This window comes from Agrobacterium larrymoorei, from assembly GCF_005145045.1.
Taxonomy (GTDB): domain Bacteria; phylum Pseudomonadota; class Alphaproteobacteria; order Rhizobiales; family Rhizobiaceae; genus Agrobacterium; species Agrobacterium larrymoorei.
The window spans coordinates 196257-211866 of record NZ_CP039692.1 but is presented as its reverse complement, the minus strand read 5'-3'; the positions used below and the strand labels follow the sequence as shown (position 1 = coordinate 211866).

General features: G+C 57.3%; 12 protein-coding genes. 9 read left to right on the top strand and 3 right to left on the bottom strand.

Annotated elements, in window-relative coordinates; translation table 11 throughout:
* The first annotated feature begins 128 nt into the window (after window positions 1–128).
* From CFBP5473_RS15330 to CFBP5473_RS15295, 8 genes are all read left to right on the top strand, one after another.
* Window positions 129–1349 (top strand): efflux RND transporter periplasmic adaptor subunit, encoded by a 1221-nt coding sequence (locus tag CFBP5473_RS15330; RefSeq protein WP_027675292.1) that lies wholly within the window; start codon window positions 129–131, stop codon window positions 1347–1349.
* A gap of 2 nt (window positions 1350–1351) precedes the next feature.
* On the top strand, window positions 1352–3313 hold the full coding sequence (locus CFBP5473_RS15325) for a MacB family efflux pump subunit (RefSeq protein ID WP_027675293.1): 1962 nt from the start codon (window positions 1352–1354) through the stop codon (window positions 3311–3313).
* A gap of 105 nt (window positions 3314–3418) precedes the next feature.
* Window positions 3419–4156: a FadR/GntR family transcriptional regulator gene (locus CFBP5473_RS15320; RefSeq protein WP_027675294.1), complete on the top strand. Its 738-nt coding sequence runs from the start codon at window positions 3419–3421 to the stop codon at window positions 4154–4156.
* 67 nt (window positions 4157–4223) lie between these two features.
* The gene (locus CFBP5473_RS15315; protein WP_027675295.1) at window positions 4224–5735 is read left to right on the top strand and encodes an ABC transporter substrate-binding protein; all 1512 of its coding nucleotides are present in this window, start codon (window positions 4224–4226) and stop codon (window positions 5733–5735) included.
* Between the two features lie 83 nt (window positions 5736–5818).
* Window positions 5819–6766, top strand: coding sequence for an ABC transporter permease (locus tag CFBP5473_RS15310; protein ID WP_027675296.1), 948 nt, complete (start codon window positions 5819–5821; stop codon window positions 6764–6766).
* Complete coding sequence (locus CFBP5473_RS15305; RefSeq protein ID WP_027675297.1) at window positions 6763–7635, top strand: ABC transporter permease; 873 nt, start codon at window positions 6763–6765, stop codon at window positions 7633–7635. The genes CFBP5473_RS15310 and CFBP5473_RS15305 overlap by 4 nt, the downstream gene beginning before the upstream one ends.
* A 20-nt stretch (window positions 7636–7655) precedes the next feature.
* Window positions 7656–9440 carry a gamma-glutamyltransferase family protein gene (locus tag CFBP5473_RS15300; protein ID WP_027675298.1) on the top strand — a complete coding sequence of 595 codons (1785 nt, stop codon included), beginning with the start codon at window positions 7656–7658 and terminating at the stop codon, window positions 9438–9440.
* A 3-nt stretch (window positions 9441–9443) separates the two neighbouring features.
* The gene (locus CFBP5473_RS15295; protein ID WP_027675299.1) at window positions 9444–11270 is read left to right on the top strand and encodes an ABC transporter ATP-binding protein; all 1827 of its coding nucleotides are present in this window, start codon (window positions 9444–9446) and stop codon (window positions 11268–11270) included.
* Between the two features lie 24 nt (window positions 11271–11294).
* Here the strand turns inward: CFBP5473_RS15295 and CFBP5473_RS15290 are convergent, their stop codons facing one another.
* Complete coding sequence (locus CFBP5473_RS15290) at window positions 11295–11852, bottom strand: DUF6030 family protein (protein ID WP_027675300.1); 558 nt, start codon at window positions 11850–11852, stop codon at window positions 11295–11297.
* A gap of 244 nt (window positions 11853–12096) precedes the next feature.
* Here CFBP5473_RS15290 and CFBP5473_RS15285 point away from each other — a divergent pair, with 244 nt between their 5' ends.
* Window positions 12097–12837 (top strand): FadR/GntR family transcriptional regulator, encoded by a 741-nt coding sequence (locus tag CFBP5473_RS15285; protein ID WP_027675301.1) that lies wholly within the window; start codon window positions 12097–12099, stop codon window positions 12835–12837.
* Between the two features lie 12 nt (window positions 12838–12849).
* Here CFBP5473_RS15285 and CFBP5473_RS15280 read toward each other — a convergent pair whose 3' ends face one another.
* Both CFBP5473_RS15280 and CFBP5473_RS15275 read right to left on the bottom strand, forming a co-directional pair.
* Window positions 12850–13644, bottom strand: a complete 795-nt coding sequence (locus tag CFBP5473_RS15280) for a discoidin/SUN/FTP domain-containing protein (RefSeq protein WP_027675302.1) — start codon at window positions 13642–13644, stop codon at window positions 12850–12852.
* Window positions 13645–13655: 11 nt separating this feature from the next.
* Window positions 13656–15440, bottom strand: a complete 1785-nt coding sequence (locus CFBP5473_RS15275; RefSeq protein ID WP_027675303.1) for a heparinase II/III domain-containing protein — start codon at window positions 15438–15440, stop codon at window positions 13656–13658.
* Between the last annotated feature and the right edge of the window lie 170 nt (window positions 15441–15610).

Below are 15610 nucleotides of genomic sequence, written 5' to 3'. Positions count from 1 at the left end.
CAGAAATCTGCCAAGTCTGCCGCTGCGTCGCAGACGCAAAAGTCCGAAGAGCCGCGCTTGCGCTGCGCCGTCAAAGACAGAAAAAAGTCGCCGCAAAGATGCGCGATGTCCAGGCGAGCACCCAGCCGATGAATATGAAGCGGATCATCATAACGCTTGCGGCCATCGCCGCCGCCGGGGCCTGCGGCTGGGTATCTCTTGGCTATTCGCGTGCGGCAACGCCGAACGTCATGACGGCTGAGGTGCGCCGCGGTAGCGTGGAGCAGACGGTTCTCGCCACCGGCACCTTGAAGCCATCGCGTCTGGTTGCCGTTGGAGCGCAGGTTTCCGGTCGTATCACCGGTGTCAATGTTTCGCTGGGCCAGACCGTGAAGGCAGGTGAGTTGGTAGCTGAAATCGACTCCGTTACGCAGCGAAACAATTTGCGCACCGCGCAGGCGGCGCTGGCGAATGTGAAAGCGCAACGCGTGGAGAAAGAGGCGACCCGCACGCTCAACCAGCAAAGCCTTGCGCGACAGCAGGACATGGCGTCGAAGAACACGACATCCCGTTCGGAGCTTGAAAGTGCTGCGGCTGCTCTTGCTGTAACCGATGCGCAGATCAAGGCGCTGGATGCGCAGATCGAGGAGGCGGAGGTCGCCGTGGAAACGGCTGAGGCAAATCTCGGTTACACGCAGATCACGGCGCCAATCGATGGCACAGTTCTCTCGATTGTCAGCCAGGAGGGCCAGACCGTGAATGCCACGCAGTCTGCGCCAACCATCGTCATCATCGGCCAACTGGACACGATGACGGTGCGGACCGAGATATCGGAGGCCGATATTACGCGCGTCACGGCAGGTCTGCCGGTCTATTTCACTGTACTGGGAGAGCCGCAGACCCGATATGAGGCGACGCTCGCCGCAATTGAACCGGCACCGGAATCGATAAGAAGCGATTCGAGCTTTAGCTCGTCCAGCTCCACATCCACGTCTTCTAGTTCCAGCAGTTCCTCATCGGAAGCGATCTATTACAATGGCGTTTTCAACGTTCCCAATCCTGATGGAAAACTCCGTACATATATGACCGCAGAAGTTCATATCGTTCTCGGCGAAGCGCGTGATGTTCTGACCGTGCCTTCCGCGGCGCTGGGCAGCGCTTCATCCGATGGCAAGTATGCCGTGCGTGTGATGGCTGCCGATGGCTCGATTGCTCAAAAACAGGTGGAAGTTGGCCTCAATGACAAGGTAACGGCGGAAATAAGGTCGGGGCTTGCGGAAAATGAACGCGTTATCACCGGCGAAGCGACCGCTGCCGCTTCCAGTTCTGCATCACGCGGGCCTGGCGGACCTCCGCCCATGGGGTTCTGATCATGCCGGAATCTCTTATCGTTCTTCAATCCGTCTGCCGGGAATATCCATCTGGCGATGGCACGATCAGTGTTCTCAAGAATATCGATCTATCGATCGAAGCCGGGGAGATGGTGGCAATCGTTGGCCCATCCGGCTCCGGCAAATCCACCTTGATGAATATTCTCGGCTGCCTTGATCGACCAAGTTCGGGCAGGTACACGGTTGCGGGCCGCGAAACCGCAAATCTGGACACAGATCAGCTTTCGGCCATGCGCCGGGAACATCTCGGCTTCATCTTCCAGCGCTATCATCTTCTGGGAGAACTGACTGCGCTTGGAAATGTCGAAATCCCGGCAATCTATGCCGGAGAAGGACAGGAGAAACGTCGCCGGACGGCAACCGCGCTTCTCACGCGGCTCGGCATGAAAGAGCGTCTGGACCATCGGCCCGGCCAGCTTTCCGGTGGGCAGCAGCAGCGTGTGTCCATTGCGCGTGCGCTGATGAACGATGCCGAAATCATTCTGGCAGACGAACCCACTGGTGCGCTGGATACAGCAAGCGGCGAAGAGGTGCTGCGCATTCTCCGCGAGTTGCACGGAGAGGGGCGCACCGTCATCATCGTAACGCACGATATGTCGATTGCCGAGAAAGCCGAACGTATCATCGAGATCAGCGATGGCCATATCGTCTCGGATCGCAAGGGCGGCAAGGCGGCGGCGCTCGAAGCTACACCGGTAGCGGATGGTTCGGAGCAACGGCAGACCGGCAATAGCGGTGGTCACATTCTGTCCTCTCTGCGTGAAGCATTGCGCATGGCGCTGCTTTCCATGCGTGCCCATAAGCTTCGAACGCTGTTGACGATGCTGGGCATCATCATCGGTATCGCGTCGGTGATCGGCGTGGTGGCTCTCGGGCAGGGCACGCAGCAGCGGGTTTTGCAGAATATCTCAAGCCTCGGCACCAACACGCTGGAAATTTTTGCCGGCAAGGATTTTGGCGATATTCGATCCGGCAAGATCACGACGCTTGTCGTATCCGATGCGGATATGCTCGCAAAGCAGCCATATGTCGCAGCGGTTACGCCAACGGTTTCCACATCCTCCACGGTGCGTTTCGGATCGAAGGAAGCCAATGCTCTGGTGAATGGCGTCAGCGAGCGATACTTCGTCGCCAAGGGCACGAAGCTTTCGAGCGGTCGTTTCTTCGATGCAGCGAGTGTCAGCCAGAAGGCGCAGGAAGTCGTGATCGACGAGAATACGCGCAAAGCCTTGTTTGCGGATTTTCCGGGCGATCCAATCGGCCAGGTCCTGCTTGTGGGGACGGTGCCAGCACGCATCGTCGGCATCACGCAGGCGCAGCAGGGGGGCTTCGGCTCAAGCCAGAACCTTTCGGTTTATATGCCTTATACGGCGGTTCAGGCACGCTTCCTTGGTAGCCTGTCTTTGCGCAGCATCACCGTGCAGGTCAGCGATGATGTCGATGCCGCGTTGGCGGAGCAGGCGGTTACGACGTTTCTGACCCAGCGTCACGGCGTGAAGGATTTCTACATTCTCAACACGGATGACATCCGCAAGACGATTACCAGCACGACGCAGACGATGACGATTCTGGTCTCGGCCATCGCCGTCATCTCGCTTTTGGTGGGCGGCATCGGTGTCATGAACATCATGCTCGTCTCCGTATCCGAACGGGTATCGGAAATCGGGGTTCGCATGGCAGTCGGCGCGCGCCGCAACGATATATTGAGGCAGTTCCTGATCGAGGCGGTTCTGGTTTGCATCATCGGCGGCATCATGGGAATCCTGTGCGGCCTCTCGTTCGGCGTCGTCTTCGGAATGCTCAGCAGCAATTTCGCGCTGATCTATTCCCCCACATCCATCATCGCCGCCTTCGTCTGCTCCACACTGATCGGCGTTGTCTTCGGTTACCTCCCAGCCCGCAACGCCTCCAATCTGGATCCTGTCGCAGCGCTTGCGAACTGACAGTGTAAGTGGTGTCTGCATAAATTTGCTGCATGGGTAAATTTTAGGCTTGACGAAAGGATGCGTTGCGAGTTCATTGAACCAATATGAAATTGGTACGAACCAATGAACGGTAACTCCAACATCTCTGGCCCGGAAAACGCTAATTATGCACTTGAACGCCTGCGTGAGCTTATTGGCGTAAGTGCCTTTGGTCGCGATGGAAAATTGCCCACAGAGCGCACGCTGAGTGATCGTCTGGGCGTGGGCAGGCGCGAGGTACGGCGGGCGCTTGAGGTGCTGGAAGCGGAGGGGCTGATCTGGCGCAAACAGGGAGCCGGAACCTTTCTTGGGCAACGACCGGATAGCTGGGGCGACCATGCCGCGAGCCTCGTGCCCGGAACCAACTTCATGGAAATCATGGAAGTGCGGCTGCGCATCGAGCCGCAACTTGCGCAACTGGCGGCCATGCGTGCGAAGCCTGCGGATATTATGCGCATGCGCGAAACCTGCGCGAAGATTTATGAGCGGACGGATGCCGACTGGCGGGAACTTTGGGACGGATCGTTACACCGTCTCATCGCCCAAAGTGCTGGCAATCAGCTTTTCCTGTCGCTCTTCGACGTCATAAACCGCGTCCGACAGGATCCGGCATGGCAGGCCGTTCGCGAACGTGCGCGCAGGCTGGATCATACATTGAAGGAATCGCGCGATCAGCACGCCGAGATCATCGACGCGATTGCCGCGCGTGATCCGTCGAAGGCCGGTGAAGCCATGCGCAACCACCTGCTGACGCTTCAGGAGCGTCTCATCCGCCAGACATCGATGGATCACCTCGATCACGCATCGCAGGGAGACGCCTGACCGACAAACCAGATCGGCAAGAACCGGAAAACCGGCTGCCTTAAAAACCGACCAGAGGAAGAACGACATGAGACAAATCGCGAAATTTTCCAGCTATCTGCTTGCAGCAGCACTGCTATCGACTTCGGCACTCGCCGCCGATATCCGCATCGGCTTGCAGGATGATGCCGATGTGCTCGATCCGGCGCAATCGAGAACCTTTGTAGGCCGTCTGGTCTATACCAGCATGTGCGACAAGCTGGTGGATCTGGATAACAATCTCTCGGTCGTGCCTCAGCTGGCGACCAAATGGGCTTGGGGTGACAATGGCGGAACGCTGACAATGGACCTGCGCCAAGGCGTCGTGTTCCATGACGGTACGCCGTTCAATGCTGAAGCTGCGGTCTATACGATCGAACGTAACATGACGATGCCGGAATCCCGCCGCAAGAGCGAGTTGGCTTCCGTCGCCAAGGTCGAAGCGACCGGTGAGTACCAGATCAAGTTCACCCTTAAGAGCCCGGATGCAAGCCTCTTGGCTCAGCTTTCCGACCGCGCAGGCATGATGATTTCGCCCAAGGCCGGCAAGGAACTTGGCGCGAATTTTGGCTCCAAACCCGTTTGTGCCGGTCCATTCAAATTCGTTGAGCGCATCCAACAGGACCGCATCGTGCTGGAGAAGTTTGCCGATTACTGGAACAAGGATAATATCTTCCTCGACAAGGTAACCTTCCTGCCAATCCCCGACACGACGGTTCGTCTGGCCAATCTGCGTGCAGGCGATCTCGATCTGGCGGAGCGCATCTCCGCGTCCGATGCCGCGTCGGTGAAGGAGGATCCGAAGCTGACCTATGGCGAAGTTGTCGGCCCCGGTTACTTGGCCATGTATGCCAATATCGGCAACGGCGCGCGTGCGGACAATCCGTTCGGCAAGGATAAGCGCCTGCGTCAGGCCTTCTCGCTCGCCATCGACCGTGAGGCGATCAATCAGGTCGTCTTCGAAGGCACGGCCATGGCCGGAAATCAGGCATGGCCACCGAGCAGCCCCTGGTACAACAAGGATATCCCCGTTCCTGCGCGAGACGTCGAAAAAGCCAAGGCCTTGATGAAGGAAGCAGGCTACGAACGTTACGAAATAGAATTGCAGCATGCCAACAACACCACGCAGACGCAGATGATGCAGGTGATACAGGCCATGGTGGCGGAGGCAGGCTTTGACGTGAAGCTGAAGGCGACGGAATTCGCCACGCTGCTTTCGGAGCAGACGGCGGGCAATTACATTCTGTCGCGCTCAGACTGGTCCGGTCGTTCCGATCCGGATGGAAACATCCACCAGTTCGTTACCTGCAAGGGCGGCATCAACGACACCAAATATTGCAACCCCGAAGTGGACAAGCTGCTGAACGAGGCGCGCGCTTCGACGGACGACGCAGTGCGCAAGCAGAAATACGATGCGGCGACCAAAATCCTCGATGAAGACCTGCCGATAATCTATCTCGGTCATCAGGCCTACCTCTACGCGACATCTAAAGCCGTGACCGGCTTTACCCCGTCCGCAGACGGCATGATCCGCCTGACTGGTGTGAAGAAAGGTTCGTAAGCCACTGATATCGCGACGCAGGCGCTTGAGTTAAGCGTCTGCGTCCAGTCCCCGGCGCGTCTTGCGTTTCAAGGATCGGTCCTATGCATATCTACATCGGCAAGCGGTTGCTGGTTGCCATACCGACGCTGCTTATCATTTCGATTTTCGTTTTTTCGCTGCAGAAACTTTTGCCGGGCGATCCCATCCTCGCCATGGCGGGGGAGGAGCGTGACCCCGCGGTCATCGACCTGCTGCGCGAAAGATACCGGATGAACGATCCCGTCGTTTATCAGTATTTCTACTGGCTCGGCTCCGTGGTTCAGGGTGACTTCGGTGTTTCGCTCAGAACCAACCAGCCGGTTCTCGAACTCATTGGGCAAAAGCTCCCGGTCACGATCCAGCTCGCTATCATGTCCATGTTCTTCGCCTTGGTCATCGGCGTGCCCATCGGCATTCTTGCGGCGGTCAAGCAGAATACCTGGATCGATTACGTCTCGAACATCGTCGCTCTCTCAGGCCTGTCCATCCCGAATTTCTGGCTCGGCATCATGCTGATTCTATTGGTGTCCGTGCAACTCGGTTGGCTTCCAGCGTCTGGCTACGAGTCGATTTTTGTCGATCCGGTGCGGTCGATACAGACCATGATCATGCCGTCCTTCGTGCTGGGCAATGCCCTCGCGGCAACGTTAATGCGGCATACGCGCTCCGCCATGCTTTCCGTGATGAAGTCGGACTATATTCGCACTGCAAGGGCCAAGGGCCTGTCCAGTTGGCAGGTGGTGCTCAGCCATTCCTTCCGCAATGCGCTTCTGCCCATCATCACTCTCTCGGCCCTGCTGTTTGGAGAGTTGCTGGCCGGTGCGGTTCTGACGGAGCAAATCTTCACCATTCCCGGCTTCGGAAAGCTGATCGTGGATGCGGTTTTCACCCGTGATTACGCTGTGGTACAGGGTGTGGTGCTGTGCACTGCAATCGGCTTTATTCTGATGAACCTGCTTGCGGATGTCGTCACCGTTCTCCTCAATCCGCGCATGAGGACTGCGATATGAGCACGACATTGCAGATAACCACGCCCGTTGCCCAGCGCTCGCAAAACCGCGCATGGAAGAAGATGAAGCGCAATAAAAGCGCGATTGCGGGCCTCATCATCATCGTGTTCTTCGCGCTTCTGGCAATCCTCGCGCCACTCCTGCCGCTGGCGGATCCCTATGCGACCAGCTGGAGCACCATTCGCAAGGCACCTTCGGCGGCGCATTGGTTCGGCACCGATGATATTGGCAGAGACATTCTCTCGCGGATGATCTGGGGTGCGCAGGCGTCCCTGATGGCGGGCGTCATCTCCGTTGCCATCGCGGTGGCGACGGGCGTGCCGCTTGGGCTTATCTCCGGCTATTTCGGCGGCTGGCTCGATCAGATCATCTCGCGCATAACCGAAGCCTTTCTCGCGATGCCGTTCCTGATCATGGCGATTGCACTTGCCGCCTTTTTGGGGCCGAGCCTGACCAACGCGATGATCGCCATCGGGCTTTCAGCCATGCCTATCTTTATCCGCCTGACGCGCGCTCAGGTTCTGGCGGTCAAGACGGAGGATTATATCGAAGGTGCGCGGTCCATCGGCCTTGGTCATCACGATATCATGTTGCGCTACATTCTGCCGAATATCGTGCCGCCTATCATCGTGCAGGCGACACTCACCGTCGCGACGGCTATCATTGCCGAGGCCAGCCTTTCCTTCCTTGGGCTGGGGCAGCAGGCACCCGCTGCAAGCTGGGGCTCCATGCTGAACGTGGCGAAAAACTATCTTTCACAGGCACCCTGGATGGCCATGTGGCCGGGTGCTGCAATCTTCCTCGTCGTGATCGGCTTCAATCTTCTGGGCGATGGCCTTCGGGATGCGCTCGATCCGCGTGAACACTGATATATTGAAGGATTTTATACATGACTGCATTCACAACCCGCCCTGAAATCCTCGGTACGTTCGGTGTCGTGACCTCCACGCACTGGATTGCTTCCTCCGTTGGCATGAGCATCCTTGAAAAAGGCGGCAACGCTTTCGACGCCGCCGTCGCGACTGGCTTCGTTCTTCAGGTTCTTGAGCCGCATTTGAACGGACCGGGCGGTGATATGCCCGCCGTGATCTACTCGAAGAAAAAGGACAAGGTAGAGGTCATCTGCGCACAGGGGCCAGCACCGGCAGGCGCCACAATCGAGCATTACAGAAACGAAGGCATCGATATCATTCCGGGAGATGGTCTGCTTTCCACCGTCATCCCCGGTGCCTTCGATGGCTGGATGCTGATGTTGCGGGACTACGGCACGATGAGCGTTCGCGACGTTCTGGAGCCTGCGATCCATTACCTCGAAAATGGCCACCCGCTACTGGCGCGCGTTTCTGCATCCATCGCTGGCCTTGCGCATTTCTTTGAAACTGAATGGCCGACATCTTACGAGACATGGGTTCCGAACGGTGCCGTTCCGCAGCCCCTTTCCAACTTCAAAAACCCCGTTCTTGCCGAAACATGGAAGCGGATCGTGAAGGAAGCCGAGGCCAAGGACGGACGCGAGGCAGGTATCGAAGCCGCGCGCGATGCGTTTTATAGAGGCTTCGTAGCGGAGAAGATCGCGGATTCTCTGGCCCATGCCGAAGTGATGGATGCAAGCGGCACGCGCCACAAAGGCGTGTTGACCGCAGATGATATGGCCGGTTTCACAGCCACCATCGAAGCGCCGACCACCTATGACTATCATGGCTGGACAATTGCCAAGACGGGACCATGGGGGCAGGGCCCGGTTCTGCTGCAATCGCTTGCGCTGCTGAAGGGCATCGATATTGCCAGCATGGACCCTGCGGGGCCGGAGTTCGTACACACGGTCGTAGAGGCCATGAAGCTCGCCTATGCCGACCGTGAGGTCTATTATGGCGATCCGGAATTTGCTCAGGTGCCGATGCAGACCCTGCTTTCGGACGCGTATAACGACGAACGCCGCAAGTTGATCACCGAAAAGGCCTCCATGGAGCTTCGTCCGGGCGCTTTGCCGGGCTTCGAGAACCAGCGTGACCTGACGCTTTCCATGCTCAATTCCATGCAGGGCACAGGCGCGGTCTATGAACCGACGATGTCTCACCTGACCGAGAAGCGTGGCGATACGGTCCATATCGACGTCATTGACCGGGAGGGCAACATGGTGTCCGTGACACCATCGGGCGGCTGGTTGCAGAGTTCGCCCATCGTTCCGGGGCTCGGCTTCTGCCTCAATTCGCGCGCGCAGATGTTCTGGCTGAAGGAGGGACTGCCAACCTCTCTTGCGCCGGGCAAGCGTCCGCGTACCACGTTGACGCCATCGCTCGCGCTGTTCGAAGGCCGTCCCACGCTGGCCTTCGGTACGCCGGGTGGGGATCAGCAGGATCAATGGCAGCTATCTTTCTTCCTGCGCTATGCGCATTTTGGCCTGAACCTTCAGGAAGCGATCGATCTGCCGCTGTTCCACACCTCGCATTTCCCCGGCTCTTTCTATCCACGCACGCGCCAGCCGGGCAATGTGATGATTGAAACCAGCATCGGCGAGGCGGCCTTGGGCGAGCTCAAAAAACGCGGACACGATGTCACGCCAGCCGATCCCTGGACGGTTGGGCGTCTAACCGCTGCGAGAAGAGACGCCGATGGACTGCTTCGCGCTGCCGCAACGCCGCGCCTGATGCAGGCCTATGCCGTGGGGAGATGAGCCATGACGACCAACGGGCATTCTTCTGCTGAAACGGTCCTGCGCGTCAGTAATCTGACGACCTCCTTCAAGGTCGATGATGAATGGAAGACGGTCGTTCGCGATCTTTCCTTTGAGGTGAAGGCTGGAGAGACGGTCGCGATTGTCGGCGAAAGCGGCTCCGGCAAAAGCGTTACCTCTCTGTCGTTGATGCGGCTTCTCGATCCATTGGTCAGCCGCATCGAGGGGCATGTGGAACTGAATGGAAAAGACATCCTCTCGCTCTCTGAGCAGGATATGCGCCACGTTCGCGGCAATGATGTCGCCATGATCTTTCAGGAGCCTATGACATCGCTCAACCCCGTTTTCACGGTTGGGCGGCAGATTTCGGAAGTTCTGATCCGCCACAAGGGGATGACGAAGGCGGAAGCGAGAGCGGAAACCGTTCGGTTGCTGGAGAAGGTGCGCATTCCCAATGCGGCCAATCGTTTCGATGAATATCCGCATCAGTTTTCCGGCGGCATGCGCCAGCGCGTGATGATTGCCATGGCGCTCGCCTCCCGGCCAAAGCTCCTGATCGCCGATGAGCCGACGACAGCGCTCGACGTAACGATTCAAGGGCAAATCCTCGACCTGATCAAGACACTTCAGGAAGAGGAAGGCATGGCCGTTCTCTTCATTACCCACGATATGGGCGTGGTCGCCGAAATTGCGGACCGGACAATCGTAATGTTTCGCGGCGATCAGGTCGAAACCGGCGATACGTCAGATATCTTCCATCGTGGTCAGCATCCCTATACGCGGGCGCTGCTTGCGGCTGTTCCAAAACTCGGTTCGATGGATGGGCACGAGCGACCGCTGCTTTTTCCCAAAGTCGACATGCAGACGGGTGAGGTTGGCGACAGCCCCGAACTGGCCGATACGGTGGAAGGTGGCTTAACGCCGGTTCTCTCGGTCAAAAATCTCGTCACCCGCTTTGCGATCCGTTCCGGCCTCTTCGGTCGTGTCACCGGTGCCGTGCATGCGGTGGAAAATATCAGCTTTGATCTGTTTCAGGGTGAAACGCTGTCATTGGTTGGTGAATCCGGTTGCGGAAAGTCGACGACCGGACGTTCGATCACGCGGCTTGTAGAACCTCAATCCGGTCAGGTGTCGCTGGATGGCTTCGATGTTCTGGGGCTCGATCCGACGGGACTTCGCTCCATGCGCCGCAGCGTGCAGATGATCTTTCAGGACCCTTTCTCCAGCCTCAATCCGCGTATGAGCGTGGGGTCGGCGGTGGCGGAGCCGATGATCAAGCATCGCACCGCCTCGCCGTCCGAAGCGCGGAAGAAAGCCGCGGATCTGTTGGAACGTGTCGGGCTTTCGCCAACGATGATGGATCGATATCCGCACGAATTTTCCGGCGGTCAGCGCCAGCGTGTCGCGATAGCGCGGGCACTCGCACTCAATCCGAAGGTCATCGTGGCGGATGAAAGCGTTTCCGCGCTGGATGTCTCCATCAAGGCTCAGGTCTGCAATCTGCTGATGGATTTGCAGGAGCAGTTCAAGATCGCGTTTCTCTTCATCAGCCATGACATGGCAGTGGTGGAGCGCGTCAGCCATCGCGTCGCGGTTATGTATCTCGGAGAGATTGTTGAGATCGGGCCGCGCGCGGATATCTTCTCCAACCCGCAACATCCCTACACGAAGAAGCTTATGGCGGCAGTGCCCGTTCCGGACCCCGCACGGCGCGGCATCAGGCGCAATGCGGGTACCGACGAGTTGAAAAGCCCGGTTCGCCCTGTTGGTTACGTCCCACCTGCAAGAGAATATCGCGAGGTCTCATCGGGGCATCTTGTGCTGGCGTAAATCGTAGAAGGAAGGCAGGGCAGCTTACTGCTCTGTCGTTTCCTTGTTTGGATTAGGCGCATTCGTGCCAGACAGGTTGAAACGCGTTTTATCGAAGCGTTCCTGCTTGTATTTGAGGCTCATGCCATTAAACAAAAGTTCGAAATCCCGACCGCCAGCAAGCGTTACGCCGAGTTCCCGCAGCGGCGTCTGGTCACCGATCAGCGTATAGACAATCGACGCCGCTCTTCCGCCCAGTGCCTGACGTGAGAGGATAGAACCGAAATTGAGTTTCAGGCGAAAGCTGCTCCACCGCCCCGGCTCCACGCCACGTATCTGGATGAAGACTGACGGCGTGTGGCCCGTTTCCGTGTAATCCAGCAGGTAGCTGCACTCCCACTCTCCATTTTCCTTCTGCTGGAACATCGGCTGAGCTTTGGAAGACAGGTCGGCAATGCCGCGACACCGGGCCGCGTCAAACTTTGGGCCGGGGGTGGCGGCGGCGTCGAGTTGTACCGGAATGACATAATGATCAACGCCGTTCCCGGCCTGCGCTGGGCTCGTCCCTAAAAGGGCAAGCGAAAAGAACGATGTAATCAGCATCTCAAAGCCATCCAATGAAGCGCGACTTTAACCTGCCCGCGCAGCCATGCAAGAGCATAGCTCGCGGACGTGTGGTAGATCGCTAATATCGATTAATGCCCGTTTTTTAGTTCTTCTCGACGCGTAATCTGCGAATAATAAAGCTAAAATAGATCAGACAGATTTCATTGATGTTGAATTTTCTCAAAATTCATCATACCTTTTGCGTAGGTAGTCTTCTCAAAATCGCGGAATCCGGCTCGGTATGGCTTCTCAAGAAAAAGTCCGTCCTAAAAACGGCGCTTCGCTCGTCAGTCAGGTAAGCGGGTTCCTTCGGGAAGAAATATTGTCTGGCAGATATGGCCCCGGTCAGCGTTTGCCGAGCGAAGTGGAGCTGACGGAAGCGCATGGTGTGAGCCGAACGGTGGTCCGCGAGGCTGTAACCGCTCTTCGTTGTGACGGCCTTGTCGAAGTCAGGCAGGGCGCAGGCATTTTCGTCTTGCGCAAGCCGGAGGCCCGTTCCACGGATATGAAGGGTGAGAAGGCGCGCATTTCATCGGATCTCGAGGTTCTGGAAATTCGAACGCCTCTGGAAATCGAGGCGGCCGGGCTTGCTGCGACACGCCGCTCCCCCTCGCAGGAAGAAGCTATTCTGGACTGTCACGCCAAGGTGTTTTGCTGCATCGAGCAGCAGCAATCGATCCGCGACGCCGATCTGGCGCTGCATCTTGCCATCGCTGCTGCAACCAATAACCCGCTTTTCATTCAGTTTCTCGAATTGCACGGACCGGCTGCCATTCCCCAATCAAAGGCCGTTCCAAGCACGGATCAGGCCGACCAGACGGCTTATCGGCGGCTCATTCATCGTGAACATGAAGCTATCGTCGTTGCGATTTCCGACAGGAACGAGCAGGCAGCCAAGCTTGCAATGCAGGAACATCTGCGCGGAAGCCAGCAGCGTTACCGCGATATGATGCGAGATCTGCGCGGCATCGCCTCCAGCTGAAGGCCGCGTTGATCAGCCTGCGATGCGCTGGTCCCGGCCCCAGATTTCAATCTGGGTCAGTGCCGGGAAGGGTGAGGGATCTTCCGCCTTTTCGAGATCGTGCAGCCTGATCCATACCACCTTTTTCTCGCTGATGGGAAAGGCTTGAGCCGTGCCTGTCTTGCGCAGATCGAGCGACAGCCTTTCGCCATCTGAAAAGCTGATGGCTGCTTTTCGCCACCATGCATCGTGGGGAAAATCCGCTCGCAGGTACAGCCGGATTTCGTCAATAATCACCTCGCGGCCAAAATTCACCGTCAGCGCCGCAGCGGGATCCCTGTTGATGCCCCAGCTGGTATAGGGCCAAAACCCGTGATTATCGTTGGCCTTTTCCCCATCGATTGCGTTTCTTGCGGCAAATGCGGCTTCTCCGCGCGTTTCCACGTTTGCGGAAGCGTGCGGAAATAGGGTTTCGTTGCCGTGATGGTCAAGCGGATTGAAGGCGAGGTTGCGCCGGGAGCAGGCCTCGTGAGGCTGCGCGCAGCGCACCGAAATGCGGTGAAGATTGCCGTTAAAGGCCTGCGGCGGATAGGATTCCCGTTTGTTGGCAGGAACCGGAAAAGCATAGGCTCCACCGGACGTGAAGGCCATGACCGGTGGCAAGGCTGCATCCAGAGTAAGCCAGACAAAGCCCGGTTCCGATGTTTCGATGACGATGCTTTCTCCGCCCACATAGGTCTGCTTGTAAACCAGAAAAACCTCGTCTCCACCTCCGGTTTCTGACAACACCGATCCGTCGGCGGCGATTATCTTGATCGTCAGTTCCATTGGCATCCTCATTATCTGATGATCAGGCGAAAGCTCTTCTCGCTCGCCTTCAGCACAATTCGGTAAATCTGTTCGGGCCAGGATTGCCTAAGCCGAGCATCGTCTATCGGGATCGTTTCGATGGATGGCAGGCCGCAACCCTCCATGCCGATCTGCGCAAGATCGCCCAAGTGAAGCTTTCCCGCCTCAAAAACAGGTGCCTCGAGGCTCATCAAAACAAGCTGGATTTCATCGTCGCCTTCATAGGTATCTTGAACCTCGATATGGCTATGCCTGACAAGGCGCACGGACCGAAGGTAACGGTGGGAGGAAGCGGGTGAGGGATAAGCGCCGGATATATCGAAAGAAACGCAGGCCCGTTCCTCATTGAATTCGGCCTTGAAATCACGCGCGCAGTATTCGCTTCCCGCAGACTGCATGATGCCGCCAATGATCGGCAGATTGTGGTAGGCGGACTGCATCGTCCAAATATCGTAGCGAGATGCGGAAAAGGTCTTGGCCGTGTAGCTGCCCACGCCCACATCTATGAGGAGCGGCTTTCCGTTCTTGTAGAGGGTGAAGCTTCCCACATCATTATGGTTATGGCTCTCGCCATTCGTGCCCGCCTTCACGGCGAGATCGTAAGTGGAATCCCGTGCGATGAAGAGGCCGATGCTTGGGTAGAGGGCGTCTTTCGTCGCGGCTGCAGCTGTGCTTGCTGTCATTTTGTCAGATGTCAAAAGTGCAAGAACCCGGTACCAGAGGTTCCATTCCAATGTAATCAAGCGATCTGTCGAAGCATCCCAGCGGTCTGCCGCAAAGGCCTGAAGTTGCTGAGAGCCGACGGCAGCCCCGAACAGATATTCGCGAATTCCTGCGGTCTCATAATTCGCTGGCGCGTCGGCGAAGTTGAAGTATCGACTGTCTGAAACATGCATGTGCAGAATGAACTCTGCCATGTTCCGTATTTTCGATGAGTGGAAAAGTGGTTTGAGTTTGCCGCCGGTAACCTCATCGAGGATTGTCATTGCGCCGAAGAGACAGAGCGCTGCGTGGCCGTAATAGAGAACGCCTTCTTCACAGGCACCATCTGCGCCGTAATCTTTCTGGAAGGCATCCAGACTGTTCAGGGCTTTGCGCGCGACCTGATGTTGCGTCGTATCGTCATGCGGCAAAAGGAAGGTCGAGAGGAGGACGTTCTGGGTGATCCAGGCAGTCCAGTTGTTCATCCGCTCGTCGCCGCTGCCCATCCACCAGAAATGCTCCGAGAGGTATGGGCGAGTGATCCGTTTGCCGATCTCATCTCGCACGCGCTCCGTCGTGCCCGGCGCTGTACGGTCCAGTTCCGGAGCGAGGAGGTGGAGACAGAGCGCCAGGTTCGCGCCGGTTTCCGCAGCGAAAAGATCGATGACCGGGTGGTCGATATCCGGCATCGGCGCGCGGGCGCCCCCGCGAATGTGGGAATTATGGGCAGGCAGTTGCCATCCGCTCTCTTCGCAAATGAGCCAGAGGCCATCTATGATTTCATCGAGAAACCGCCCATCGCCCTCCAGACATTCGCCAAGCACCAGCGCGTTCAATTTCAAGCGCCGGGAGAAATAAAGTTCCTCGAAACGAGTGCGGTTGCCGGTTCGGGTGTAGTCGCGATAATGGTTTGCGAGGATGACGGACCAGGGCTTAGAGGCCGCTTCATGGGCTTTCTTGATGATGTCGACCCGTATTTGAGGTGAGGCGGCAAGACGCAATTGCTCGGCGTCGATCCCTCTGCCGAACTGGGCCAGATGTGCAGGAAACGCTTGTGCTAGTTCTGCAAACACTGCCTTCGCCTCTCCCTTGTCCCAGCGTGTGCCTAGTTCCCTATCATACGTATTTTCACAAAACCACAAATTTGTATGATCATATGCAAAGTTGTTTGACCAATACAAAATATGTGTTATCCAGACAACAGGAGGCGGTCTGACGCTTTGTCATGGCCGGATGTGCGGAA

What these genes read in the sequence shown, in the direction of transcription:
- CFBP5473_RS15290 (WP_027675300.1), bottom strand. Translation starts at nt 11,852, where the DNA reads ATGCTGATTACATCGTTCTTTTCGCTTGCCCTTTTAGGGACGAGCCCA.
- CFBP5473_RS15305 (WP_027675297.1), top strand. Translation starts at nt 6,763, where the DNA reads ATGAGCACGACATTGCAGATAACCACGCCCGTTGCCCAGCGCTCGCAA.
- CFBP5473_RS15310 (WP_027675296.1), top strand. Translation starts at nt 5,819, where the DNA reads ATGCATATCTACATCGGCAAGCGGTTGCTGGTTGCCATACCGACGCTG.
- CFBP5473_RS15320 (WP_027675294.1), top strand. Translation starts at nt 3,419, where the DNA reads ATGAACGGTAACTCCAACATCTCTGGCCCGGAAAACGCTAATTATGCA.
- CFBP5473_RS15325 (WP_027675293.1), top strand. Translation starts at nt 1,352, where the DNA reads ATGCCGGAATCTCTTATCGTTCTTCAATCCGTCTGCCGGGAATATCCA.
- CFBP5473_RS15295 (WP_027675299.1), top strand. Translation starts at nt 9,444, where the DNA reads ATGACGACCAACGGGCATTCTTCTGCTGAAACGGTCCTGCGCGTCAGT.
- CFBP5473_RS15315 (WP_027675295.1), top strand. Translation starts at nt 4,224, where the DNA reads ATGAGACAAATCGCGAAATTTTCCAGCTATCTGCTTGCAGCAGCACTG.
- CFBP5473_RS15285 (WP_027675301.1), top strand. Translation starts at nt 12,097, where the DNA reads ATGGCTTCTCAAGAAAAAGTCCGTCCTAAAAACGGCGCTTCGCTCGTC.
- CFBP5473_RS15330 (WP_027675292.1), top strand. Translation starts at nt 129, where the DNA reads ATGAATATGAAGCGGATCATCATAACGCTTGCGGCCATCGCCGCCGCC.
- CFBP5473_RS15280 (WP_027675302.1), bottom strand. Translation starts at nt 13,644, where the DNA reads ATGGAACTGACGATCAAGATAATCGCCGCCGACGGATCGGTGTTGTCA.
- CFBP5473_RS15300 (WP_027675298.1), top strand. Translation starts at nt 7,656, where the DNA reads ATGACTGCATTCACAACCCGCCCTGAAATCCTCGGTACGTTCGGTGTC.